The 22,963-nt window shown below is 69.3% G+C and carries 28 protein-coding genes; 8 read left to right on the top strand and 20 right to left on the bottom strand.

All coding sequences use genetic code 11. The annotated features are described in order from the left end of the window. Positions 1 to 12: 12 nt before the first annotated feature. The gene (locus ACFO6S_RS16805) at positions 13 to 471 is read left to right on the top strand and encodes a peroxiredoxin (protein WP_378418900.1); all 459 of its coding nucleotides are present in this window, start codon (positions 13 to 15) and stop codon (positions 469 to 471) included. 11 nt (positions 472 to 482) lie between these two features. On the opposite strand, the gene ACFO6S_RS16810 is transcribed toward ACFO6S_RS16805, so the two are convergent. Then, complete coding sequence (locus ACFO6S_RS16810; RefSeq protein ID WP_378418902.1) at positions 483 to 1,265, bottom strand: dioxygenase family protein; 783 nt, start codon at positions 1,263 to 1,265, stop codon at positions 483 to 485. 138 nt (positions 1,266 to 1,403) lie between these two features. Here ACFO6S_RS16810 and ACFO6S_RS16815 point away from each other — a divergent pair, with 138 nt between their 5' ends. Beyond that, positions 1,404 to 1,889 (top strand): MarR family winged helix-turn-helix transcriptional regulator, encoded by a 486-nt coding sequence (locus ACFO6S_RS16815; protein WP_378418904.1) that lies wholly within the window; start codon positions 1,404 to 1,406, stop codon positions 1,887 to 1,889. A gap of 1 nt (position 1,890) precedes the next feature. On the opposite strand, the gene ACFO6S_RS16820 is transcribed toward ACFO6S_RS16815, so the two are convergent. Next, positions 1,891 to 2,070, bottom strand: a complete 180-nt coding sequence (locus tag ACFO6S_RS16820) for a tautomerase family protein (RefSeq protein WP_072845660.1) — start codon at positions 2,068 to 2,070, stop codon at positions 1,891 to 1,893. A gap of 10 nt (positions 2,071 to 2,080) precedes the next feature. Here ACFO6S_RS16820 and ACFO6S_RS16825 point away from each other — a divergent pair, with 10 nt between their 5' ends. Next, positions 2,081 to 2,311, top strand: a complete 231-nt coding sequence (locus ACFO6S_RS16825) for a hypothetical protein (protein ID WP_378418906.1) — start codon at positions 2,081 to 2,083, stop codon at positions 2,309 to 2,311. Positions 2,312 to 2,353: 42 nt separating this feature from the next. Here ACFO6S_RS16825 and ACFO6S_RS16830 read toward each other — a convergent pair whose 3' ends face one another. Both ACFO6S_RS16830 and ACFO6S_RS16835 read right to left on the bottom strand, forming a co-directional pair. Beyond that, positions 2,354 to 3,019 carry a response regulator transcription factor gene (locus ACFO6S_RS16830; protein WP_378418908.1) on the bottom strand — a complete coding sequence of 222 codons (666 nt, stop codon included), beginning with the start codon at positions 3,017 to 3,019 and terminating at the stop codon, positions 2,354 to 2,356. Between the two features lie 31 nt (positions 3,020 to 3,050). Beyond that, positions 3,051 to 4,217 (bottom strand): sensor histidine kinase, encoded by a 1,167-nt coding sequence (locus ACFO6S_RS16835; protein ID WP_378418910.1) that lies wholly within the window; start codon positions 4,215 to 4,217, stop codon positions 3,051 to 3,053. Positions 4,218 to 4,334: 117 nt separating this feature from the next. Between ACFO6S_RS16835 and ACFO6S_RS16840 the strand changes: the two genes are divergently transcribed. The 4 genes from ACFO6S_RS16840 (at position 4,335) to ACFO6S_RS16855 (ending at position 8,377) form a co-directional block, all read left to right on the top strand. After that, positions 4,335 to 5,111 carry an ABC transporter ATP-binding protein gene (locus ACFO6S_RS16840; RefSeq protein WP_378418912.1) on the top strand — a complete coding sequence of 259 codons (777 nt, stop codon included), beginning with the start codon at positions 4,335 to 4,337 and terminating at the stop codon, positions 5,109 to 5,111. Next, positions 5,108 to 6,448 carry an FtsX-like permease family protein gene (locus ACFO6S_RS16845; RefSeq protein WP_378418914.1) on the top strand — a complete coding sequence of 447 codons (1,341 nt, stop codon included), beginning with the start codon at positions 5,108 to 5,110 and terminating at the stop codon, positions 6,446 to 6,448. The genes ACFO6S_RS16840 and ACFO6S_RS16845 overlap by 4 nt, the downstream gene beginning before the upstream one ends. 59 nt (positions 6,449 to 6,507) lie before the next feature. Further along, positions 6,508 to 7,281: a DUF4097 family beta strand repeat-containing protein gene (locus ACFO6S_RS16850; RefSeq protein WP_378418916.1), complete on the top strand. Its 774-nt coding sequence runs from the start codon at positions 6,508 to 6,510 to the stop codon at positions 7,279 to 7,281. 184 nt (positions 7,282 to 7,465) lie between these two features. Next, complete coding sequence (locus ACFO6S_RS16855; protein WP_378418918.1) at positions 7,466 to 8,377, top strand: acyl-CoA thioesterase domain-containing protein; 912 nt, start codon at positions 7,466 to 7,468, stop codon at positions 8,375 to 8,377. On the opposite strand, the gene ACFO6S_RS16860 is transcribed toward ACFO6S_RS16855, so the two are convergent. The 14 genes from ACFO6S_RS16860 to hisD all read right to left on the bottom strand — a co-directional run bounded on the left by ACFO6S_RS16860 (position 8,350) and on the right by hisD (position 18,933). Next, positions 8,350 to 8,988: a vitamin K epoxide reductase family protein gene (locus ACFO6S_RS16860; protein ID WP_378418920.1), complete on the bottom strand. Its 639-nt coding sequence runs from the start codon at positions 8,986 to 8,988 to the stop codon at positions 8,350 to 8,352. The two genes, ACFO6S_RS16855 and ACFO6S_RS16860, sit on opposite strands and share 28 nt — an antisense overlap. Further along, entirely contained in the window at positions 8,963 to 9,616 is a 654-nt protein-coding gene (locus ACFO6S_RS16865; protein WP_378418921.1) for a DsbA family protein, read from the bottom strand. The genes ACFO6S_RS16860 and ACFO6S_RS16865 overlap by 26 nt, the downstream gene beginning before the upstream one ends. A 154-nt stretch (positions 9,617 to 9,770) precedes the next feature. Then, entirely contained in the window at positions 9,771 to 10,799 is a 1,029-nt protein-coding gene (locus ACFO6S_RS16870; protein WP_378418923.1) for an SMI1/KNR4 family protein, read from the bottom strand. An 83-nt stretch (positions 10,800 to 10,882) separates the two neighbouring features. Then, positions 10,883 to 11,227, bottom strand: coding sequence for a phosphoribosyl-AMP cyclohydrolase (gene hisI / locus ACFO6S_RS16875; RefSeq protein ID WP_378418925.1), 345 nt, complete (start codon positions 11,225 to 11,227; stop codon positions 10,883 to 10,885). Next, a complete protein-coding gene (hisF, locus tag ACFO6S_RS16880) occupies positions 11,224 to 11,997 on the bottom strand; it encodes an imidazole glycerol phosphate synthase subunit HisF (protein ID WP_378418927.1) in 774 nt (257 codons plus the stop codon). The genes hisI and hisF overlap by 4 nt, the downstream gene beginning before the upstream one ends. After that, the gene (locus tag ACFO6S_RS16885) at positions 11,994 to 12,845 is read right to left on the bottom strand and encodes an inositol monophosphatase family protein (protein ID WP_378418929.1); all 852 of its coding nucleotides are present in this window, start codon (positions 12,843 to 12,845) and stop codon (positions 11,994 to 11,996) included. The genes hisF and ACFO6S_RS16885 overlap by 4 nt, the downstream gene beginning before the upstream one ends. Positions 12,846 to 12,858: 13 nt before the next feature. Beyond that, a complete protein-coding gene (gene priA, locus ACFO6S_RS16890; protein ID WP_378418930.1) occupies positions 12,859 to 13,593 on the bottom strand; it encodes a bifunctional 1-(5-phosphoribosyl)-5-((5-phosphoribosylamino)methylideneamino)imidazole-4-carboxamide isomerase/phosphoribosylanthranilate isomerase PriA in 735 nt (244 codons plus the stop codon). An 18-nt stretch (positions 13,594 to 13,611) separates the two neighbouring features. Then, entirely contained in the window at positions 13,612 to 13,863 is a 252-nt protein-coding gene (locus ACFO6S_RS16895) for a hypothetical protein (RefSeq protein ID WP_378418933.1), read from the bottom strand. Beyond that, positions 13,860 to 14,489: an imidazole glycerol phosphate synthase subunit HisH gene (hisH, locus tag ACFO6S_RS16900; RefSeq protein ID WP_378418935.1), complete on the bottom strand. Its 630-nt coding sequence runs from the start codon at positions 14,487 to 14,489 to the stop codon at positions 13,860 to 13,862. The genes ACFO6S_RS16895 and hisH overlap by 4 nt, the downstream gene beginning before the upstream one ends. Continuing rightward, positions 14,486 to 15,631 (bottom strand): MFS transporter, encoded by a 1,146-nt coding sequence (locus ACFO6S_RS16905; RefSeq protein WP_378419001.1) that lies wholly within the window; start codon positions 15,629 to 15,631, stop codon positions 14,486 to 14,488. Before ACFO6S_RS16905 ends, hisH begins: the two co-directional genes overlap by 4 nt. Positions 15,632 to 15,693: 62 nt before the next feature. Beyond that, positions 15,694 to 15,849 carry a hypothetical protein gene (locus ACFO6S_RS16910; protein ID WP_378418937.1) on the bottom strand — a complete coding sequence of 52 codons (156 nt, stop codon included), beginning with the start codon at positions 15,847 to 15,849 and terminating at the stop codon, positions 15,694 to 15,696. Then, on the bottom strand, positions 15,846 to 16,460 hold the full coding sequence (gene hisB, locus ACFO6S_RS16915) for an imidazoleglycerol-phosphate dehydratase HisB (RefSeq protein WP_378418939.1): 615 nt from the start codon (positions 16,458 to 16,460) through the stop codon (positions 15,846 to 15,848). Before hisB ends, ACFO6S_RS16910 begins: the two co-directional genes overlap by 4 nt. Continuing rightward, positions 16,457 to 17,599, bottom strand: coding sequence for a histidinol-phosphate transaminase (locus ACFO6S_RS16920; protein WP_378418941.1), 1,143 nt, complete (start codon positions 17,597 to 17,599; stop codon positions 16,457 to 16,459). The genes hisB and ACFO6S_RS16920 overlap by 4 nt, the downstream gene beginning before the upstream one ends. Beyond that, positions 17,596 to 18,933, bottom strand: a complete 1,338-nt coding sequence (hisD, locus tag ACFO6S_RS16925) for a histidinol dehydrogenase (protein ID WP_378418943.1) — start codon at positions 18,931 to 18,933, stop codon at positions 17,596 to 17,598. Before hisD ends, ACFO6S_RS16920 begins: the two co-directional genes overlap by 4 nt. Positions 18,934 to 19,154: 221 nt before the next feature. On the opposite strand from hisD, the gene ACFO6S_RS16930 reads away from it, so the two are divergent. After that, positions 19,155 to 20,018 carry a TIGR03619 family F420-dependent LLM class oxidoreductase gene (locus tag ACFO6S_RS16930; RefSeq protein ID WP_378418945.1) on the top strand — a complete coding sequence of 288 codons (864 nt, stop codon included), beginning with the start codon at positions 19,155 to 19,157 and terminating at the stop codon, positions 20,016 to 20,018. Between the two features lie 7 nt (positions 20,019 to 20,025). On the opposite strand, the gene ACFO6S_RS16935 is transcribed toward ACFO6S_RS16930, so the two are convergent. Beyond that, positions 20,026 to 21,282: a M23 family metallopeptidase gene (locus ACFO6S_RS16935; RefSeq protein WP_378418946.1), complete on the bottom strand. Its 1,257-nt coding sequence runs from the start codon at positions 21,280 to 21,282 to the stop codon at positions 20,026 to 20,028. Positions 21,283 to 21,350: 68 nt separating this feature from the next. Then, positions 21,351 to 22,949 (bottom strand): alpha/beta fold hydrolase, encoded by a 1,599-nt coding sequence (locus tag ACFO6S_RS16940; protein ID WP_378418948.1) that lies wholly within the window; start codon positions 22,947 to 22,949, stop codon positions 21,351 to 21,353. Positions 22,950 to 22,963: the final 14 nt, after the last annotated feature.

Genomic DNA, 22,963 nt, shown 5'->3' on the forward strand with positions numbered 1-22,963 from the left:
AGCCTCGGCGGTATGCAGACCGGACAGCAGGTACCCGACTTCGCCCTCCCCGACCAGGACGGGACGGTGCGCGCGCTCAGCGAACTGGTCGCCGACGGCCCGCTGGTGCTGTTCTTCTATCCGGCCGCGAACACCCCGGGGTGCACCGCGGAGGCCTGCCACTTCCGTGACCTGGCCGCCGAGTTCGCCGCGGTAGGGGCGTCGCGGGCAGGCATCAGCGTCGACGCGGTGGCCAAGCAGGCGTCGTTCGCCGCCGCGAGGTCCTTCGACTACCCGCTGCTGTCCGACGAGGCGGGCAAGGTCGCGGAGCAGTTCGGGGTGCGGCGCGGGCTGCTGGCGAAGCTGTCGCCGGTCAAGCGCACCACCTTCGTCATCGACACCGACCGCACGGTGCTGAAGGTGATCGCCAGCGAGGTGCGCATGAATGCCCACGCCGACCAGGCGCTGGAGTTCCTCCGCACCAGGCGCTGACGCGCTGCCGCCTAGGCCACCTGGAGCGACCGCTTCGCCAGGCCCATCCAGAAGCCGTCGATCACCTGAGCAGGCACCTGCTCGGGGTTGCTCGACGCCCCGAGGGTGACGAACAGCGGCGCGAAGTGCTCGATGGTCGGGTGCGCGTACGGCATCCCCGGCGCCTTCGCCCTGAAGTCGATGAGTGCGTCGACGTCGGCCGCGGCGAGGCGTTCGCTCGCCCACGCGTCGAACTCCGCGGACCAGCCCGGCGCCTGCGCGTTCGGCGTCCAGTCCCGCAGGAACGGCAGGCCGTGGGTGGTGAAGCCCGAGCCGACGATCAGCACGCCCTGCTCGCGCAGCGGCCGCAGCCGCTCGCCGAGGTGCAGCAGTCGCACCGGGTCGAGGGTGGGCATGGAGATCTGCAGGACCGGGATGTCGGCGTCGGGGTACATGACGGTGAGTGGGACGTAGGCGCCGTGGTCGAGCCCGCGGCCCGGCTGCTCGGCGACGGGCTCGTTGTCGGGCATCAGCGCGGCGACCTGACGGGCCAGCTCCGGCGCACCGGGCGAGCGGTAGGTGACCCGGTAGTACTTGGGGTCGAAACCGCCGAAGTCGTAGGTGAGCGGCGTCCCGGTGACGGTCGAGCCGATGGTGAGCGGCGCCGCCTCCCAGTGCGCCGACACCACGAGGATGGCCGTCGGGCGGGGCAGGTCCGACGCCCAGGCGCCGAGCTGCGAGACCCACAGCGCGTCGTCGACGAGCGGGGGTGCACCATGGCTGAGGTAGAGCGCCGGCATTGCGAGGTCCGTCATGTGGACTCCTTCGACTCACAGCTCCCAAGCTTGAAGCTTCAACTATAATAGTCGTCAACGTCGACACACCACAAATATTCCGACACCCGACAGAGTTTCCGAAGGAAGTGGCAAGGCCACCCGTGGCGAAGGAGCCGCATGTCTACCCCCGACCCCCGCTGGCTCTCCGCCGAGCAGCAGGCCGCCTGGCGCGAGCTGGTGAACGTGATGACCCGGATGCCCGCGGCGCTGGACACCCAGCTACAGCGCGACTCCGGCCTCACCCACTTCGAGTACTTCACGCTCTCCGCCCTCTCGGAAGCACCCGAGCGTCGCCTGCAGCTCAGCGTCCTGGCCGAGCGCGCCAACGCATCGCTCTCGCGGCTCTCCCATGTGGTCACCAAGCTGGAGAAGGCCGGATGGGTGCGCCGCGAGAGCATCGTCGGCGCCCGCGGGTCACTCGCCGTGCTCACCGACGCCGGGTACGACAAGGTGGTCGAGGCGGCGCCCGGCCACGTGTCGACCGTGCAGGCACTGCTCTTCGACGGACTCGACGACGCTCAGGTACGTGATTTACTCGCGCTGGGGACCGCGATGGTCACCCAGCTCGACAAGGGCATCGCCGGCGGTGCCGGCAGGGCCTGAGTCAGCCGAGCGGCACGCCGCCGACGCCCCAGTTCTCCCGCGGCACGTCGGTGAGCGTGACCCACACCTGGGCCGGGTTCTTCCCGGTGGCCTCGGCGTACGCCTTGGTGACGGCCTCGATGGTGGCGCGCTTCTGCTCGGCGGTCAGGCCCGGCGTCTGGCTGATCTGAATCAGTGGCATAGGAAGAACTGTGCCACAGTCCTATTCGGCGCTTGGCGCTCCGGATGCGGTTCGCCGCCGCGACGGTGACCACTACCCCGCTCAGCGCTCCGACCTCGTTGCGGAACTGGTGATTCTCGCGAGCCAGACGCTGTACAACGGCCACGACAGCCTCGATATCGCGGGGGATTCAACGAGCCTCATCAGTATTGAGAGCTCTTTTCGTAGCGTCGAACAGTGTTCGGTGAACGACCGTTATTGAACGGCAAGTATCCGGTCCCGTGGCGCTCGTGAGTGAAGCGGCTCAACGATGCTCAAACCAGGCGAGGATGGCTTTCACTCGCCGGTTGTCCTGGTCAGGTGAGAAACCAAGCTTGAGGAAGACGTTGGATACGTGCTTGCTGACCGCGGCACCAGAGAGGCAGAGTTCCCCAGAAATCTCCGTGTTCGAGTGCCCTTCGGCCATGAGCATCAGCACCTCGCGCTCTCGCTCCGTGAGACGCGACAGTGGACTGTGTTGCTTGTCGAATCCGGTGGCATGTTTGACGACTTCGGGGTCGATGACTACACCTCCACCGGCAACGGTGTCGAGTGCACGGAGGAAGTCTGTAACGCGCCCGACCTTCTCCTTGAGGAGATATCCGACCCCGCCGTCTGCTCCTGGCCCGCTGAGGAGCTCGCGCACGTAGGGGCCGACCACGTAGGCAGAGAGAATCAGCATCGGCAAGTCTCGGTACCGTGACCGCAATGCAAGCGCCGCCCGCAACCCGTCGTCGGTGTTGCATGGGGGCATGCGTACATCAGTGATCACAATGTCGGGCGGATTGCCCGTGCGCATGAGCTCGTCAATCACTGCAACAAGCTCGGTGGCGTCCTCACACTCGCGTGTCACTTCGTGGCCGTTTGCGGTAAGGATTTCGCGAATCCCTGCGCGCATCAGTGCTGCATCATCGGCCAGAACGACCCTCATGCGCCTAATTCCTGTCTGGTTGCGTCGTGCGTCACCAGGGTGGTTCAGATGGCACAGTTGCCGCGACAATCGTACCTTTACCGGGTGGGCTGGTAATTTCGAGCTTCCCTCCCACGCTTCGGACGCGTTCCATCAGACCAGCAAGTCCCGTTCCGGCACCGGCTTCGGCACCCCCTTTGCCTGTGTCTACTACGCGAAGCTGAACGCCGGTGTGGTCGTAGCGGAGTTCGATCACGGCCTGGCCCGTGCCAGCATGCTTGACGATGTTTGTCAGTGCTTCGGAGATTGTGAAGTAAGCGGCAGCGGCAGCGGGATCGGAGAGTAAGGAATCGTCACCTGACGAGTCGAGCGCGATGCGCAGCGGCGACCGTGCGGCGAGTTCACCCACCGCAGCGGTGAGACCCAGGTCGGACAGCTCCCGGGGGTGGATGTCACGCACCGTCTGCCGGAGCCTTGCGAGAGCCTGCTCGGCGTGTTCTCGTGCTTGCGTCGCCTGACCCACCAATGAGGACGCCCCGTTTGACGTAGCCGCCGCCTCGAGCATTCCCAAGCGCATGATCACGGCCACCAACTCTTGTTGGGCGCCGTCGTGCAGGTCTCGTTCAATACGCTGGCGCTCGAGCTCGAATGCACGGGTGAGCGATGCCCGACTGCTGCGCAGCTCATCGACTTTGGCAATAAGATCAGGATCCTGCTCGCGGGAGAAAGCCTTTTGCAGGGCATCACGCAGAAGTGAGATGCTCATCAGGAGCGCAACTGCCGCAACCACAATGACCATTCCTGCGGGGACTGCAAGAATCGCGTGCGTCAGCGATTGCGGAATGAACGGGCCCATTTGTGCCGCAATGCCGAACGACCAGAAGACCGGCTCGAAAATGAGCACCAGACCGCCGGCAAAACCCCAAAAACTGATCCACAATGACATACCGCTCAGGACGATCGCGCATAGGAAAACCGGCACGTCGGTGCTCCAAAGAGAACGCGTACGCAGGCGGTTCATCACCCATGAGCGCCAAGTAGCGGTGGACGGCTTCAGCGGAAGGCTCTTTCCGCCACAGATCTGGGCTCTGAGCCGGTCGAGTTCTGCAACAACGGCCGCAGAAGCAGGCAGCACGAGAATACTGATCAGCAGGAAAGGGAAGGCGATTGCGGCCGGCACCTCGGTCAGCACTCGACGGCCGACACGGAGTCCGGACACCCCGCCATGCTATCTCGCCGCCCCGGCGCCAAAGGTAGAGTCAGCTCTACCAGTGGGCCGCCCAGTTCGGTACTCCGCACTACTGCGCGTTGCGACGAACGCTGGTGAAGTGGTTACATGCCACGCGACTTTGAGCCCGAGCCATGCATCCGCCTTCGCGACGTCCGCATGGACTTTCCGGTGCCGGGGCGCAAGCGTGAGACAGTGCAGGTCCTACACGGAATCACTCTCGACATTCCCGACGGGCGTTTGACCGCCATCGTCGGCCCGTCTGGTTCGGGGAAGTCGACCACGCTGCTGTGCGCGGCGGGGCTGGAACGGGCCACCGCAGGGTCGATTGAGGTTCTGGGCACCGACATGCTCGCGTTGAACGCGCGTCAACAAGCAGCCTTTCGCAGCGAGAACATTGGCTTCGTCTTCCAGGAGTACAACCTCCTGAGCTCACTCACGGTCGAAGACAACATCGCACTGCCCGCGCGCCTCGCTGGGCGCAGGATCCCGCGCAAAACGGTCGTTGACACGATGACGCGTCTTGGCATCGCCGAGCATGCTCGCAAACGCCCCGAGAGTCTTTCCGGCGGCGAGCGTCAACGCGTTGCCATCGCCCGGGTGGTCGCAAACCAGCCCCGCATCGTTTTCGCCGACGAACCGACTGGGGCTCTGGACATCCGCTCCGGAAACGTGGTGCTCGACTGGCTACAGGCGCTCCCAGCGCAGGGAACCACCGTACTGATGGTCACGCACGATCCCCACGCAGCCGCCCGCGCAGACAACGTCATCGTCCTGGGCTCCGGCCTGGTGCACCGGATCATTCCCGGCGGTGACGCGCGTGCGGTCAGCGATGCCGTGCTCGCTGCGCAGTCGGCTGACGAAGAATCCGAGCTGGAATCATGATGCGTCTCGTGCTGGCCGATATCCGCATGCAGGTGCGAATGTGGTCGTGGGGGCTACTCGCAGCAGCCGTCGGAGCGGCCTGCTCTGCGGGTTCGGTGATCGCCATGTTCACGGCCATGTCAGCCGCCGGCGCTGTTGGTGACTCCGACATGGTGTCGGCATCGATTGCACTCGGTGGCAACATCGTGTTCTTCACCGTGCTCTCCACAACAGGGATCGTCGCATCCATTGCCGGGCTCACGCTCACCGCACAGCAGCGAGAACACGCCCTCTGGCTGATCCTCGGGATCCCACGTCGCCGAGTACGCACGATCCTGCGGGTGGAACTTCTCGCACTCGGACTCGCTGCGGGGATCATCGCGATTCCGTTTGCGTTGCTTGCTGCCAACATCTCACTCACGCAGTGGGCAACGACCGGACTGAACCTGCATGGAGCTACGGCCACGTTCGAGCCATGGCATGCCGGGGCGGCCGTGTTGAGTGGGACAGTGCCATGCATTCTGGGAGGCTGGGGCGTTACCTCCCGTATTGCGAAGATGCCGGAGATGCGGGCTTTCCGCGAAGCGGCGAACCCTGCGGCCCGTCTGGGTGTCGGACGCATCGTGTTGGCGTTCTGCCTGTTCGCCGGGGTCGTCGGCATGTGGATCCCGGGCTTGCTCCTCGATCTCGACGGAGGCCTGCCGCAGCGCACCGCCTTCGTGTTCGCAGGCAACCTGTTCCTGATCTGCTTGCTGCTGCTCATGGGGCCATGGGTGTTGACGCCGCTGATGCGAGGGTGGACTTCGCTGGTGCCCGCGCGCGGCGTTGCATGGCACTTGGCCGTGCAAGCGTGCAGAACTCGTGCAGCGCGAAGTGTCACCACGATCCTGCCGTTCGCGCTCACGATGTCCTTCGTGGGGCTGTTCATGGTGATGGGAAACGTGATGCCCGGCAGTTCCGCAGGCATCGACGACGTCCTCGTCGTGCTGGGTTGGGTGTTCGTGGTCGCCTGGGTGGGTGGCCTCGCCGTGATCGCCCTGGTCGGCACGGAACGACGGCGAGATTCGGCACTCATCACCGTCGCAGGTGCGCGCCCGGGCATGGTTTCACGCTCGACCATGTACGAAGGCGTGATCTACGCAGGAACGGCAATCGTCTTCGGTGCCATCACCTTCGCGATCGCCGCAGTCACCATCTCGATGGCAGCGAAGATCAGTCTCGCCGAAATGGTTCCCGGAATCCCATGGGCCACGCTTGGCGGACTCGCCCTGGTCACACTCATCACTCCAGTCCTAGCTCTCGCCGCGCAGGCGTACGCCGCCTCTCGCTCACATCTCACGCGAGTACTTCGCAGCTAGCTCACCCGCTGGACCCCAAGCCATGCATTCAAGTTCCATCCCCCGATACGGAGAATCTCGTGAAAACCCAGACCCGCAATACGCTCGCTGCCGGAAGCCTCCTCGCCTTCGCTCTCCTCGCTACTGGGTGTTCGAGTGGTAGCGGAGGGGGTGCGGACTTCTCGGATGCCGAAACGGTGTCGCAGGCCTTCCCCTACAGTGGTCAATCGCTCACCATCGACACAGGAACCGCAGACCTCGTCCTCGTCTCCGGCGGCAGCGATGAGGTGAAGATCGATCGTCAGATCGCAGGAACAGCGAACGGTGAGAGCCCGGAAGCGACGGGAACTCTCAACGGGGACACACTGAACCTCTCGGTGGACTGCAACGGGCTCGCGATCGGCTGCAAGGGCAGGTTCACCGTTACCGTGCCCGACGGCGTCGCTGTGGTCGCGCAGAACAAGAACAGCCTGATCAAAGCCAGCGACTTCAGCGCCGACCTCACGGTCAGCGCCGCCAACGGACAAGCTGATCTCGCGCAGCTCAGCAGCTCGACCCTGACCCTGACCGGCAGGGACATGGACGTCAACGGCGCAGGGCTGTCCGCGAAGACCGTCACCACCGACACCCGAAATGGCGACATTGACCTGACGTTCTCCGACGCTCCCGACCGTGTAGAGGTCAACAGCAATGACGGCAACGTCAGCCTCGCGCTGCCCGACACCGAGTATCGCGTGGAAGTCAGCACCAAGAAAGGCAACGACGACGTGAGTGTGCCCAGGTCTGATTCCAGCAGTCACATCATCTCCGTCACAACCCGCAACGGCGACGTCGCCATCATTCCTGCTTCCTAGCGCATCGCGGATGGCGTGCTCGAGGCGCTGGACGGCAGCAGTGCTTCAAAGGCGGTGACCTGTCGCCCTTCGTTCAGCCGCGCGTCGCGGAGAATTGCGAGCCTCCTGACGCAGAATTCGATACCGTAGCCAACTGCAACACGTTCTAGTTTCGCGCGGGAAAGCAACAACGCAGAGGAGCGTCATGGCCTACTTCGAATGCAGAGACGACGAATTCCATCCACTCCCCTTCTCCCAAAGTCAGTGGTCCCCAGACTCGATCAACGGATCAGCACTCGCGGGGTTGACCGCTCACGCGGTGGAATCAGCCTGCAGCGCCGCCGAGTACCGCCCGGCGAAGTTCACCCTGGACATCTTCCGGCAGCCGACGTTTGCCCCATTACAGACCGAGACGACGGTGGTCCGAGAGGGACGCAGCATCCGCATCGCCGACGTCGTCGTACGACAGGGCGACCGCACCGTTGCCCGAGCATCCATGGTGTCGATCCGACCTACACAGGATCCGCCGGGTTCGCGGTGGCACCCAGAAGGTGGGTCGATGACCCCGCCCGATCAACTCATCGAGGCACTACCCAACCCAGGCATTCTGTGGGGCAGCGACGAGCACCCCGACCGGTGGAGCTTCGCGATGCCAGAACACCAGAACGCCGGCAGGAAGCGCTTGTGGTTCGACCAACCGCAGGTCATCTCCGGGATGGACAACACCCCGTTCGTTCGTGCCGCCATGGTCGGCGAGCTGACCAACACCCTGACCAGCTGGAGTGATCGCGGAATCGGCTTCATCAACCACGACGTGACGATTCTCCTGTCGCGCCTGCCGATCAGCCCGGTCGTCGGGATCGAGGCCGACAACCACGTCGCCCACAGTGGCATCGCTGCCGGAGCGGCGACGATGTGGGATCGGCACGGCCGGTTCGGGATCAGTCTGGTCGGCTCCGTCGCCCACGTGGCCGGCAGTCTGAACTCCGCGAGCGGGCCCGAACAATGGGCTGAAGCCGACCGCTCCTACCAACCCGACTTCGACTCGACTGACCAGCCACGAACTGGCCGTGGTCCTTGGCGCTCAGATCACACCAACGAGGACCAGTACGAGTAGAAGCGCTGGATCACCAGTCCGGCCAGGACGAGCGCCCACACCGTCACCGGCAGCACGTGGTTTCCACTGGCGGTCAGCGCCTCCGCCCGCACGGGGCGCCCGAACTCGCCGTTGCGCAGGTTGCGGAGGGTGACGTACCAGAAGACCGGCACGGTCACCGCCCACACCACCATGCAGTACGGACACAGGGCGCCGATGACGTAGAGGCTCTGCACGATCAGCCAGTGCACGAACACGACCGCCGCGCTCACCCCGACCTGCAGGCCCATCCAGTACCAGCGGGCGAAGCGGGCACCGGCGAGCAGCCCGGCGCCCGTGGCCGCGACCACCGAGAACCCGGCGATGCCGAGCAGCGAGTTGGGGAACCCGAACACCGACGCCTGCGCGGTCTCCATCACGGAGCCGCAGTTCAGGACCGGGTTCAGGCTGCAGGTCGGGATGTAGCCCGGGTCCGCGACGAGCGCGAGCTTCTCGACGGTGAGAACGAACGAGGCGAGCGCCCCGACGAGGCCGCCGATCAGCAGCAGCCAGGGCAACGACCGCTCGAACGGTGCACCGTCACCCGGATCGGCGACGGTGGGCGCCTCAGCCGAGCGCGGCGTCGAGCGCATCGACGAGATCCTGGTGGTACGAGGCGTCGACCCGCTGGCCGTCGACGAAGAAGGTCGGGGTGCCCCGCACCCCGAGCGCCTCGCCGTCGGCGACGTCGGCGGCGACCCGTGCCGCCGTCGCCGGGTCGGCGTAGGCGGCGTCGAAGGCCGCCAGGTCGAGCCCGAGGTCGGCGGCGAAGCCCCGGAAGACGTCGTCCTTCGGGATCCGCTGCTCGCCCCACTGCGCCTGCGTCTCGAACATCCGCCGGTACATCTGCTCGAACCGTCCCTGCTGGGCGGCTGCCTCCACGGCCCGCGCCGCGCGCTCGCCGTTGAAGTGACCGGGCATCGGGAAGTAGCGCACCACGAAGCTCACCCGGTCGCCGTACTCGGCGCGCAGCTCCTCGATCGAGGAGTGCGCCGCCCCGCAGGCCTCGCACTCGAAGTCGAGGAACTCCACGAACGTCACGCTGCCGTCCGGCGCGGAGGAGAGCCGGTGGCTGTCCGGACGCACCAGCACCGTTGCGTCGACACCACCGCCGGCACTGTCCTCGCCTTCGGCGCCCGAGCGGCCGAAGAACAGCAGCGACGCGACGCCCAGGACGAAGACCACGACCAACGCCAGCGAGATCCTCACACCGCGGGTCATCGGCCCACCTGTGACGTCGAGATCGGCGAAACAGACAAACGAGGCGCAGCAGGCATGGGCGCCATGCTAGCGACCACAGCGTGGCGCGACGCACCCGGGCCGACGGCGACGGTCAACCCATCCGCGCGCGCCTGCCGCCGTGCGGGCAACATCCTCACGGCTTCCCCGCGGTCGCCCGCAGGACCCTGAGCAGCTGCGTCGCGTACTCCGGGTCGACCCGGTGCCCGCCGTCGGCGGCGACGATGTTCCCGCGGTCCAGCTTCGCGTCCCACCAGTCCCGCAGGAACCCGTCCGCGAACCCTCCGGTGCGGAATCCGTACGGGTCGGCGACGAACGAGGTGGTGATCATGAGAGCGAAGCAGGGCCGCGCGTAATCGTCCTGGCCCTCGGCCCGGTTCGCGAAGTCCTCGAACGACGTGGCGGTCGCCAGGTGTGAGTACAACAAGAACAGGACGTCGTACATCAGCCACGAGTCCCCGTCCGCGTGGAGCGCGAAGAATCCCTTGGCCACGACAATCCGCTCGGCCAGAGCACGGATCAGCCCCTCGCCGTCCGGCAGACCCGCTGCCCCCAGGGCGCGGTGGAGGATCGGCGAGAAAGTGCCGTTCCGCACCGTCGCGAGATCGGCCCGCAACGTCTCCTCGGCGTCGTCGAACTCGTCCTCACCCACCAGGCCGCAGACGAAGGACGCGAAGTCGGGCGCGACCACGGTGATGCGGAAGTCGGCCTCCTGGTCGACGTGCACTACCCGGGGTTCGCCGAGCGGACCGCAGGCCCGGTAGTCGAGCATGATCTGCTCGTGCCCGGCACTCGGGGTGTCGGCGATGCCGACACCGATGTCCGGGTATCCCCACTCGTCCCGCAGGAACGTCGAGCCGAGCTCCCCGCACAGCGACCAGGTCGCGGTGCGGCCGATCGCGTACAGGCCGCTGATCTGGATGTGGTCCTCGGCCCAGCTCGTCGACCTGTCCGTCGGAAAGCAGGGTCGCTCGACCAGTCCCCCGTTGTGAATCCGGGCCAACTCCACGTAGGAGTCCGGGAGCCGGTACCCCCCGAGCTCCTCCTCGATCGACGCGATCAGCTCGTCGGTCGGCGCAGCTTCGACGTAGTTCTCCCGCGAGTATTCGCCGTCGTCCCCGAAGCCCGCGAGGTCCACGCCGTCGAAATGCCCTGTGGCGCGCATGGACCCGTCAGCCAGACGGCAGATCGGTTCGACGGGACCGACGTTCTCCACAGTCGCGGGTGCGAGTGCCGCCGCCTCGTCCGTCAGGGGCGGGCGAGCAGGATGTCGGTGTCGAAGCAGGTGTGCGTGCCGGTGTGGCAGGCCGCGCCCTCCTGGTCGACGAGAAGCAGCACCGAGTCGCCGTCGCAGTCGAGGCGCACCTCGTGCACGTACTGGGTGTGCCCGGAGGTCTCCCCCTTGACCCAGTACTGCTGCCGGGAACGCGAGTAGTACGTGCCCTTCCGGGTCTCCAGCGTCCGGGCCAGCGCCTCGTCGTCCATCCAGGCGACCATCAGCACGTCGCCGGTGGACCGTTCCTGGGCGACGGCGCTGAACAGGCCGGCGTCGTTCCGCTTGAGTCGGGCGGCGATTGCGGGGTCGAGGCTCATCGGACCACGATTCCTTCCGTGCGCATGGCGTCCTTGACCTGACCGATGGTCAGGTCGCCGAAGTGGAACACGCTGGCCGCGAGCACCGCGTCGGCCCCGGCCTGCACGGCGGGCGCGAAGTGCTCGACGGAACCTGCTCCGCCGCTGGCGATCACCGGCACGTGCACGGCCGCGCGCACCGAGCGGATCATCCGCAGGTCGAAGCCGACCTTGGTGCCGTCGGCGTCCATCGAGTTCAGCAGGATCTCCCCCACCCCGAGCTCGGCGCCGCGCTGCGCCCACTCGACGGCGTCGATACCGGTGCCGCGGCGGCCACCGTGGGTGGTCACCTCCCAGCCCGACGGCGTCGGCGCCTCGCCCTCGGGCACGGTGCGGGCGTCGACCGAGAGCACGATGCACTGCGCGCCGAACCGCTCGCTGAGCTCGCGCAGCAGCTCCGGCCGCGCCAGCGCGGCGGTGTTGACGCTGACCTTGTCGGCGCCTGCCCGCAACAGCCGGTCCACGTCCTGCTCGGTGCGCACTCCGCCGCCCACGGTGAGCGGGATGAAGACCTGCTCGGCGGTGCGGGTGACCACGTCGAGCATGGTGCCGCGCTCGGAGGTGGACGCGGTGACGTCCAGGAAGGTCAGCTCGTCGGCGCCCTGGGCGTCGTACGCCGCCGCCAGCTCCACCGGATCGCCTGCGTCACGCAGGTTCTCGAAGTTGACGCCCTTGACCACCCGGCCCGCATCCACGTCCAGACACGGGATGACCCGTACCGCCACCGTCATTTCGTCGACCTTCCTACCGGCACCGAGTGGTGTTCCGGATAGTCACCCGGATCACCAAGAGAGACAAGAATTTCCAACAGTTCGTCGTGCACGCCGGGGGCCGCGGCGAGCACCGAGTCCGACCCGATGTGCCAGGGCCGCCCCGCCAGGTCGGTGGCCACGCCACCCGCCGCGCGGACCAGCGCGACCCCCGGCGCGTTGTCCCACGGGTGGTGTCCGAACAGCACCGACGCCCCGAGCCCGCCTGCCGCGGTGAACGCGAGGTCCGCGCCCGTGCAGCCGTGCATCCGCAGCCGTCGGCAGCGGCGGCTCACCTGGCCCAGTGCCGCCATCCGGTAGGCGCCGGGGAACCGCCCGCGACTGCCGAGGTTGAACGCCCCGAACCCGACCAGCGAGTCGGCCAGGGTGGTCGGCCGCAGCGGCGGCAGCTCCTCGCCGTTGCAGGTCAGCGGCCCGCCGACCACCGCGGCGTAGCGCCGACCGGACATCGGCAGCCAGGTCAGCCCGAGCAGGGGCTCGCCGTCGTGCAGCAGCGCCAGCAGGATGCCTGCCGTCGGCAGACCGGACGAGTAGTTCAGGGTGCCGTCGAGCGGGTCGAGCACCCAGACGGTGCCCTCGGTCAGCGACGGTCCACCGAACTCCTCACCGTGGACCTCGATCCCGGTCCGTTCGGTCAGTTCGGTGGTGAGCCGACGCTCGAGCTCGAGGTCCACCTCGGTGGCGAAGTCACGCGCGCCCTTGGCGACCGCACTCGGCGCGCCGACCCCACCGACGAACCGCTCGCTCACCCCGTCCAGCAGACCGCTCGCAACGGCGAGCAGTTCGTGCGGGTCCCGGGGCAGGCTCATCGATTCTGGAGACTTATCCGGCGACCGCGGCCAGGGCCTCGGGCAACGTGAAACGGCCCGCGTACAGCGCCTTGCCGATGATCGCGCCCTCCACGCCCTGCCCGGTCAGGCCGGCGATCGCGATGACGTCGTCGAGCACGGAGATGCCGCCGGAGGCGACGACCGGTGCGTCGGTGACGGCGCAGACCTGCGCGAGCAGGTCCAGGTTCGGGCCGGTGAGGGTGCCGTCCTTGGAGACGTCGGTGACGACGTAGCGGGCGCAGCCCTCGCGGTCGAGGCGGGCGAGGGTCTCGAACAGGTCGCCGCCCTCGGTGACCCAGCCGCGGCCCCGGAGCTTGTATCCGTCGTCGCCGTGCCGCACGTCGAGCCCGACGGCGATCTTGTCGCCGAACCGGGCGATGGCGCTGGCGCACCACTCGGGGTTCTCGATGGCGGCGGTGCCGAGGTTGACGCGGCCGCAGCCGGTGGCCAGGGCGGCCTCGAGGGTCTCGTCGTCGCGGATGCCGCCGGACAGCTCGACCTTGACGTCGAGTTCGCCGATCACGTCGACCAGCAGCTCACGGTTGGATCCGCGACCGAATGCGGCGTCGAGATCGACCAGGTGCACCCACTCGGCACCGGCGTTCTGCCAGGCGAGGGCGGCGTCGCGGGGCGAGCCGTAATTGGTCTCGCTGCCTGCCTCCCCCTGAACAAGGCGGACGGCTTGTCCGTCGACGACATCAACAGCAGGCAAAAGGACCAGGCTCACTGCGCCAACCCTAGTGCGTCAGCTCGGCGAGCCGGTCTCCGGGTCGTCGTCGGGTTCCCCGAGCGCGCGCCGGGTCAGCCGGGTGGACACCAGGCCCATCGCCGCGATCGCGCCTGCCACCCCGGCGAGCACGATGACCAGCGCGACCACCGGGCCCGGCCGCAGCACCGCCACCACGGCCGTGGTGACCACCAGGACGGCCGCGGCCGCGCCGAGGGAGAGCAGCGCGAACAGCCCGAACGAGGTTCCGCCGCCGCGCCGGCCGGTCACAGGCTGCGGACCCAGTTCTCCAGCAGCGTGGCTCCGGCGTCGCCGGACTTCTCGGGGTGGAACTGGGTGGCCGAGAGCGCGCCGTTCTCCACCGCGGCCACGAACCGGCCGCCGTGGTCGGCCCAGGTCACCTTCGGCGGGGCCAGCACCTCGGGGGTCTGCATCTCCCACTTCTGGACGGCGTACGAGTGCACGAAGTAGAAGCGGGTGTCCGCGTCGAGGCCGGCGAACAGCACGCTGTCGGACGGCGCCTCGAGGGTGTTCCAGCCCATGTGCGGGAGCACCTCGGCCTGCAGCTTCTCGACGGTGCCGGGCCACTCGCCGCAGCCGTCGACCTCGAGGCCGTGCTCGACGCCCCGGTCGAAGAGCACCTGCATGCCGACGCAGATGCCGAGCACCGGGCGGCCGCCGGCGAGCCGCCTGCCGATGATCCGCTCGCCCTGGACGGCGCGCAGCCCCTCCATGCAGGCGGCGAACGCGCCGACGCCGGGCACCAGCAGGCCGTCGGCGGCCAGGGCCACCTTCATGTCGGAGGTCACCTCGACGTCCGCGCCGACGCGGGCCAGGGCCCGCTGCGCGGAGTGGAGGTTGCCGGAGCCGTAGTCGAGGAGGGCGACGGAGGTCATGGTGCGACTCTATCGGCCCGTGGCGGTGCGGCCTGAATCCTGCTGCCCAGCACCACGGGGATGACCGCCACGATGCCGGCCGCGGCGATGGCGAACACCCACGGGAAGCCGGTGAGCCCGGCGACCACGCCGAGCGCCAGCGCGCCCACCCCGGTGCCCGCGTCGTAGCTGATGTTCCAGGCCGCGCTGGCCGCCCCGAAGCGGGCCGGACCGGCCGCGGCGAACAGCGTCACCAGGGCCTCGTTCTGCACCGCGCCGAAGCCGATCCCGAAGGCGACGGCACCGGCCAGCAGCAGCGCCGGCCGGCCGTCGGAGACCAGCCCGACCGCCAGCAGCGCGGTGCCGAGCCCACCGAGACCCAACGCGGGCACCATCATCGCGCCCGCCCCGATCCGGTCGGAGAGCACGCCGGCGCCGTAGCGGCCGACCAGGATCGCGGCGCTGACCACCGCGAGCGCGACGCCCGCGAACGTCGCCCGGTCGCCGACCGCGATCGGCAGCAGGCTCGACACCCCGCCGTAGGCCGACGCCACCAGCAGCATCGCCAGGCACGGCGCCAGCAGCACCCGTGCCGGCAGCCGGCGCACCCCGCCGGGACCGGACACGATCCGGGGAATCGACGGCAGCGCCGCGATCGCGGCGATCGAGAACAACGGGACCACCGCGCCGAGGACGAAGACCAGCCACTGGTTGCCGCTGTCGAACAGCGCCAGACCCAGTGGCAGCGCTACCATCTGGGACGCGGACACGGCGATGCCCTGCGCGCCGGTTGCCCGGCCGAGCAGTCGCTTCGGTGCAAGTTCCGCGATCAGCGCGCTGCCCGCGACGGTCACCAGACCGAACCCGACCCCGCGCACTGCGGAGATGACCAGCGCCGGACCGGCTTCGGTGGAGAGCAGGAAGGCCAGCGCCGGTGCGCCGAGCAGCAGACAGCCGACGGCGAGCACCAGCCGGTGCCCGTACCGTCGCAGCAACGCGGGCACCGTCAGCTGGGTGAGCACCGTGGTGGCCATGAAGATCGCGGTGCTGGCCCCGGCCAGCGCGGCCGACCCGCCGGAGCGGGAGACGGCCAGCGGCACCACCGGCAGCAGCAACGACCAGCCGCCGAAGGTGGTCGCGCCCATCAGCAGGGCGACGGCCATACCCGGCGACCGGAGCAGCTCCCCGATCCCGGGGTGCGGCGGGCCCGCGGCCGGGGCGGTCACTAGACCAACCGCAGGATTCCGCCGACCGCCGCGATGATCGCCATGGCCGCCAGCACGCCCGAGGCGAACTTGTTGACCTTCCACAGGGAGTACGCGCCGCCGCCGAGGAAGCCGGCCGCCAGGAACAGGATGTAGATCAGGGCGTCGCCGCTCACAGCGAGCCCTTGGTCGACGGCACGCCGGTGACCCGCGGGTCCGGCTCGACGGCCTCGCGCAGCGCCCGCGCGACCGCCTTGAACTCGGCCTCGGTGATGTGGTGCTGGTCGCGCCCGTAGAGCACCCGCACGTGCAGCGCGATCCGCGCGTTGGACGCGATCGACTCGAACACGTGCCGGTTGATCACCGTCGCGTACGGCACGCCCGGGTAGCCCCCGATCACGCTGTGCAGCATGTGGTCCGGCTCGCCGGTGTGCACGCAGTACGGACGCCCGGAGACGTCGACGGAGGCGTGCGCGAGGGTCTCGTCCATCGGGATGAACGCGTCGCCGAAGCGGCGGATGCCCTTCTTGTCACCGAGCGCCTGCCCCAGCGCCTGACCGAGCACGATGGAGGTGTCCTCGACGGTGTGGTGCGCGTCGATCTCGATGTCACCCTCCGCCTTGACCGTCAGGTCGAAGCTGGCGTGGCTGCCGAGCGCGGTGAGCATGTGGTCGAAGAACGGCACGCCGGTGGAGACGTCGACGATGCCGGTCCCGTCGAGGTTCAACTCGACGGAGATGGACGACTCCCGGGTGGTGCGTTCGACCTTCGCGATGCGGTCGGTCATCGATTGTCTCCTGTGCTGGATGAGGTGGCTGCCAGTTCGGTGGCCGCGAGTTCGTCGCTGGCCCTGATGAAGGCGTCGTTCTCCGCGGCGAGTCCGATGGTGGCGCGCAGGTATCCGGGGATCCCGACGTCGCGAATCAGCACCCCACGGTCCAGGTAGGCCTGCCAGGCCCGCGGGGCGTCGGCGAACTCGCCGAACAGGACGAAGTTGGCGTCACTCGGGATGACGTGGAATCCGCTGTCCGCGAGGGCCTTCGACACCCGCACCCGCTCGGCCGCCAGGGCGTGCACGCTGCCGAGGGTCTCGTCGGCGTGCCGCAGCGCCGCCCGCGCGGCGGCCTGGGTCACCACCGACAGGTGGTACGGCAGGCGCACCAGCAGGAGCGCCTCGATGAACGCCGGTGCGGCGGCGAGGTACCCGAGGCGGCCGCCGGCGAAGGCGAACGCCTTGCTCATCGTCCGGGTGACCACGAGCTTGGCCGGGTACTCGTCGATCAACGTCAGCGCGCTCGGCGCGTCCGAGAACTCCGCGTACGCCTCGTCGACGATCACCACGCCGGGGGCGGCGTCGAGCAGCAGCCGCAGCGACGCGATCGGGATGCTGTGCCCGGTCGGGTTGTTGGGGCTGGTGACGAACACGACGTCGGGCCGCCGGTCGGCGATCGCGGCGACGGCGGCGTCGACGTCGAGGGCGAAGTCGGTGCCGCGCAGCACCGGCAGCCAGGTCGTGTCGGTGCCGTCGGCGATGATCGGGTGCATCGAGTACGACGGCACGAAGCCCATGGCGCTGCGGCCGGGTCCGGCGAACGCCTGCAGCAGCTGCTGCAGGATCTCGTTGGAACCGTTGGCGGCCCAGACGTTCCCGACCGTGACCGGCACCCCGGTCTGGCGGGAGAGGTACGCCGCCAGGTCGGTGCGCAGGGCCACGGCGTCGCGGTCCGGGTAGCGGTGCAGCTCGCGGGCGGCCTCACGGACCGACTCGGCGACGTCGTCGACCAGCGCCTGCGTCGGCGGGTGCGGGTTCTCGTTGGTGTTCAGCTGCACGGGCACGGACAGCTGCGGTGCGCCGTACGCCGACTTGCCGCGCAGGTTCTCCCGCAGTGGCAGGTCGTCGACGGTGGCCTTGTCCCCCGGGATCACTTCAGTGCCTCGAAGCGCAGCCGGACGGCTTCGCCGTGCGCGGGCAGGTCCTCGGCGTTGGCCAGGGTGATGACGTGGCCGGCGACGTCCTTGAGGGCCGCCTCCGAGTAGTCGACCACGTGGATGCCGCGCAGGAACGTCTGCACGCTCAGCCCGGACGAGTGCCGCGCGCAGCCGGCGGTGGGCAGCACGTGGTTCGAGCCGGCGCAGTAGTCGCCCAGGCTGACCGGGGACCACGCGCCGACGAAGATCGCGCCGGCGCTGGTGACCCGGGCGGCCACCTCGGCGGAGTTCTCCGTCTGGATCTCGAGGTGCTCGGCGGCGTACGCGTTGACCACCCGCAGGCCGTCCTCGATCGAGGACACCAGCACGGTGCCGGACTGGGTGCCTGCCAGCGCGGTGGCGACCCGCTCGCGGTGCTTGGTCAGCTCCAGCTGCGCGGTCAGCGCGTCGTCGACGGCGTCGGCGAGCTCGGTCGAGGTGGTGACCAGCACCGACGCGGCCATCACGTCGTGCTCGGCCTGGCTGATCAGGTCCGCCGCGACGTGCACCGGGTCGGCGGTGTGGTCGGCAAGGATGGCGATCTCGGTGGGGCCGGCCTCGGCGTCGATGCCGACCAGGCCACGGCACAGCCGCTTGGCGGCGGTGACGTAGATGTTGCCGGGTCCGGTGATCAGGTCGACGGGTCCGAGCTCGGCGCCGTCGGTGTCGGTGCCGCCGTACGCGAGCAGCGCGACGGCCTGGCCGCCGCCGACCGCCCACACCTCGTCGACGCCGAGCAGCTCGGCCGCGGCCAGGATGGTCGGGTGCGGGAGCCCGCCGAACGCGGCCTGCGGCGGCGACGCCACCACCAGCGACTCCACTCCCGCGGTCTGCGCAGGCACCACGTTCATCACCACGGACGACGGGTAGACGGCGTTGCCGCCGGGCACGTACAGCCCGACCCGGTCGACCGGCACCCAGCGCTCGGTGACGGTGCCGCCGGGCACCACCTGGGTGGTGGTGTCGGTGCGGCGCTGGTCGGCGTGCACCAGTCGGGTGCGTTCGATGGCCACCTCGAGGGCGGCGCGCACGGCCGGGTCCAGCTCGGCCAGCGCCCGGGTCAGCTCGGCGCGCGGCACCCGGACCTGGGCGGGGCGGACGCCGTCGAACTTCTCGCCGAACTCGAGCGCGGCCTCGGCGCCGCGGTCGCGCACGGCCTCGACCATCGGGCGGACCTGATGCAGCACCGCGTCCACGTCCACTCCACCGCGGGGCAGGGCAGCCCGGAGCTCGGACTTGGTGGGGGTTCGACCGCGGAGATCGACGCGGGCGAGCTCGGTGCGGGCAGGCATGAGGGTCCCTTCGAAAGGATGGGTTTGCATCGATTATCCAGGATAGTTGCAACGAGTTTTCGCCGACCGCCCGCGCGGCGCGTCCGCGACCGGTCCGGGTCGGCGCCGACGGGCCCGGCCGAGGCGTTCCGGTGACCGAGAAGGCCGGATCGCCGCGCCCCGGCCCACCGCTACCGTGGCCGGACCGACGCGTCGTCCGCACTACCGATCCGAGGTCACCAGTGAAGTTCAGTGTCGCCGTGGCGATGGTTCCGCTCGACCAGCTCGTGCCCCTGGCCAGGACCGCGGAGGAGTGCGGATTCGCCTCGCTCTCCTTGCCCGACTCACTGTTCTACTCGGCGACCTCGGCCGCCGAGTACCCCTACACCGCCGACGGCTCCCGGATGTGGGACGAGCACACCCCGTGGGCCGACCCCCTGATCGCCGCAGCCGCGATGGGCGCGGTCACCGAGCGGATCCGGTTCCGGACGAACGTGCTCAAGCTCGGCTCCCGGAACCCGGTGCTGCTGGCCCGGCAGCTGGGTTCGGTGGCCAACCTCACCGGCAACCGTTTCGACCTCGGCGTCGGAATCGGGTGGGCGCCGGAGGAGTTCGAGTGGTGCGGCACCCCGTTCGCGCGCCGCGGTGCCCGCGTCGACGAGATGATCGAGGTGATCCGGGCACTGCTGGCCGGCGGCATGGTCGAGCACCACGGCGAGTTCTTCGACTTCGACCGGATGCAGATCAGTCCCGCGCCGACCCGGCCCGTGCCGATCATCGTCGGCGGCCACACCGCGCCCGCGCTGCGCCGCGCCGCGCGGGTCGGCGACGGCTGGACGTCCGCGCTGATGAAGTTCGACGAACTCGTCGGCGTCATCGCCCGGCTGCGCGAGCTGCGCGCCGAGTACGGCACCGACTCCCGGCCCTTCGAGATCCAGGCCTCGGGCGTCGACCGGTCCGGCGCCGACGGGTACGCCGAGCTGGCGGCGGCCGGCGTCACCGACGTGACCGTCGCGCCGTGGGCGTTCGAGCGGCTGGGCTTCGACTGCCCGGTCGAGGCCAAGCAGGACTCGATGCGACGATTCGCGCAGGCCCACCTGACCTAGAAGCGCCTCACGGTCCCACCGGGGGGAAGTCGACGACGTCGCCGTCCAGGGGCAACTGGTCCGACCGTTCGCCGGCGGCCGGTCCCCGCACGAGGCTGCCGGTGTCGGTCGAGCCGACGAACGTGAAGCGGTCGATCTCGTAGGGCACGTTGTCGCTCGACAGCGGCAGCGGCGCCCGGGTCACGTGGAAGTGCAGGTGCGGCTCGGACGTGTTGCCCGAGTTCCCCAGCCGGCCGATCGCCTGCCCCCGGGTGACCCGGTCGCCCACCTCCACCGATGCCGACGCCGGGATCAGGTGCGCGTAGAACGCGAAGTTGCCGTCACCGATGTCGATGATCACGTAGTTGCCACCGAGCTGATCGAGGGTGAGGGTCTGATTGACGTGATGCGGCGGCTCGTCCCGCTTGTCGGACACCACTGCCACGACCGTGCCGTCGGCCACGGCCAGCAGCGGGGCGTCGTAGGCGAGGTAGTCCTCGTTCTTCGAGCCGTCACCACCGGCGGAACTCAACACCGGTTTGTTCGGATCGATGCGCATCCAGTCGACGGCGTAGCGCTCGGTCCCGTTGATCCGTCCGCCGACCGCCATCATCGCGCCACGGTGCGAGGTGATCACGCAGCATCCGTTGGCCGCTACCCAACCGTCACCGGCGAGCGGCGGGCCGATGACCACGGGCGAGCCCGTCCCGGTCGTGACGGCTCCGCCGATCTGGGTCACGGTGTCCGGATACCGCGCGTTGAGGCCGGGATCCTGCGTGACGGAGGGGCCGTACGTCGCGATCAGCCGATGGGTCACCTCGGCCGGCACGTCGGCGCGGGTGTCGTAGACGTCGTCGAGCACCAGCACGACGGTGCGCCCGACCGGAATGTCGATGACCGGCGTGGCCTCGAAGCTCGCCAACGGATAGGTGCGGGCCCGCACCTCGTCCGTCGACAGGCTCGCCACCACCGGACCGTCCGGTCCGCCGGCCAGCGTGTCCAGTCGAGTGACGGTCGCCGGGCGCGGCGACGTGTTGAGCACCTCGATCTCGTAGGCCACGTGGACCTTGCCGTCGGTGCCGGTGACCGGAGTCGGGTCGGGACCGAGTGTGGTGATCACCAACGGCGCCACCACGTCGACGTCGAGGGGGTAGCCGGGCGGGACGCCGCCCCGGGCGTCCGCGACCGACGTCGACGGCTGGGACGACCCGGTGGAATCGACCGACGACGAGCACGCCGCCACCAGCGCGGCACACGTCACGAGGAGCAGCGGAACTCTGCGCATGGGATGTCCTTGGGTAGGCGGCATTCCGGCTGACGGGCTGTTCGATCGGGTGCGCGGTCCCGCCTGCCTCACTCGGGCGCCACCTCCGTCGCGAAGGGCGGCGCCACCACCGAGTCGAGGCACGGCGGCCGGTACGACGGCGATGGGTCGTCCAGGAACCCGGTGACGGCGGCGGGGCCGCACTCGGACTGGGTGAGCACGCTGTGCCCGGACTCTGGGAAGGTCAGGGCGACCGCGTTCGGGAGCGTGCTCTGGGCGAGGGCCGCGTTGCCGGGCGGGGTGATGCCGTCGAGACCGCCGCTGAGCAGCAACACCGGGATCGTGCTGTGTGCGGGCCGGAGAGCCCGGTCCGGGACCGTCCCGACGTCCCATGCCGCGCAGTCGCCGAACAGCCAGGGCACCTGCGGAGTGAGGCGCAGTACCGCCACCGGGTACTGCGGCAGCACCTTCTGCGCCGCGTCGAACGCAGTCTCGGGACTGGTGTGCGCGGCACCCTCACCGCAGAACACCCCGTACGTCAGCCCGGACCCGACGACCGGTGTGTGGGTGGGCTGAACCAGCCGGGCGAGCCGCTGGGCGGCGGGGGCCACGTCCCCGCGGGCCGCGGCCGCGATGATCGCAGGCACCTCGACCAGTCCCCCGCTGTACAGCGCCGCCGAGTTCACCAGCAACGTGAGCTTGTAGCCGTCGACCAGCACCTCGACGGGCGGACCGTCGTCCGTCTCCACCGGGAGGGTCCGCGGCTGCGCGTCGAGGTCGGCGACGACCGCGGTCAGCGTCGCGCTCAGGTCGGGAACCATGGCGTGGCAGGCCGGTTGCGCGGCGCAGGCGGCGGAGAGCGCGTCGAATCCGGCGGCCGCGTTCGGCCACAGCGAGTCCACGAGGTTCATCTGCGGTGGCACGACGGAGTCGGCGACCACGGCTCGGACGCCGTCCGGATAGTCGCGCAGGTACTGCAGCGCGAGGTCGGAGCCGTAGGACACGCCGTACACGTCCCACTCCGGAATGTTCAACGCCAAGCGCAGGGCGGCGAGGTCGGCCGCGTTCTCGAGGGTGTTGAAGGCCGCGAGGTCGACGCCCTGGCCCCGCAATTGCGTGCCGCAGGCCCCGACTGCGGCGCTTCCGCCGACCGCCGTCGGGGGGTCGGTGAACGGCCGGGCCAGCGCGCCGCGCAGGTAGTCGTCCACCTGGGGGCAGGGCAGGAAGGGGGTGGCGTGCAGCGTGCCGCGCTGGTCGAGATAGATCACGTCACGGTCGGCGCCCAGGCCCAGGCCCTGGTAGACCGTCACCGCGTCGAGCAGTCCGCTGCCCCCGGGCCCACCCGCCAGCGTCAGCAGCGGCGGCTGCGACGGCTGCGGGTTTCGCGCGCGTTGCCGCGCGACGGGCACGGTGACGGTGCCACCGTCGGGCCGAGTCCGGTCCTGCGGGACGGTCAGTGTGCCGCAGACGAAGTCGGCGCCGAGCGGCGGCAGCGAGGCGCCCGGCAGGACCGGCTCGGGGCAGGGGTTCGCGGCGTAGCTGTATTGCCCCACTGGCAACGGCGCGGCACCGTCCGCACCGCTCGGGGCGGAGGTACACCCGGACAGGACCATCAGCACGGTGACCGAGACGGCGAACATGCCTGTGCGGCAGCGGGGCCGGCGTCCGATGTGCGATGGATTCGTCATGGCGACTCCAGAGC

The organism is Rhodococcus kronopolitis (assembly GCF_042654025.1).
In the GTDB taxonomy this organism is placed as follows: Bacteria; Actinomycetota; Actinomycetes; order Mycobacteriales; family Mycobacteriaceae; genus Rhodococcus_G; species Rhodococcus_G kronopolitis.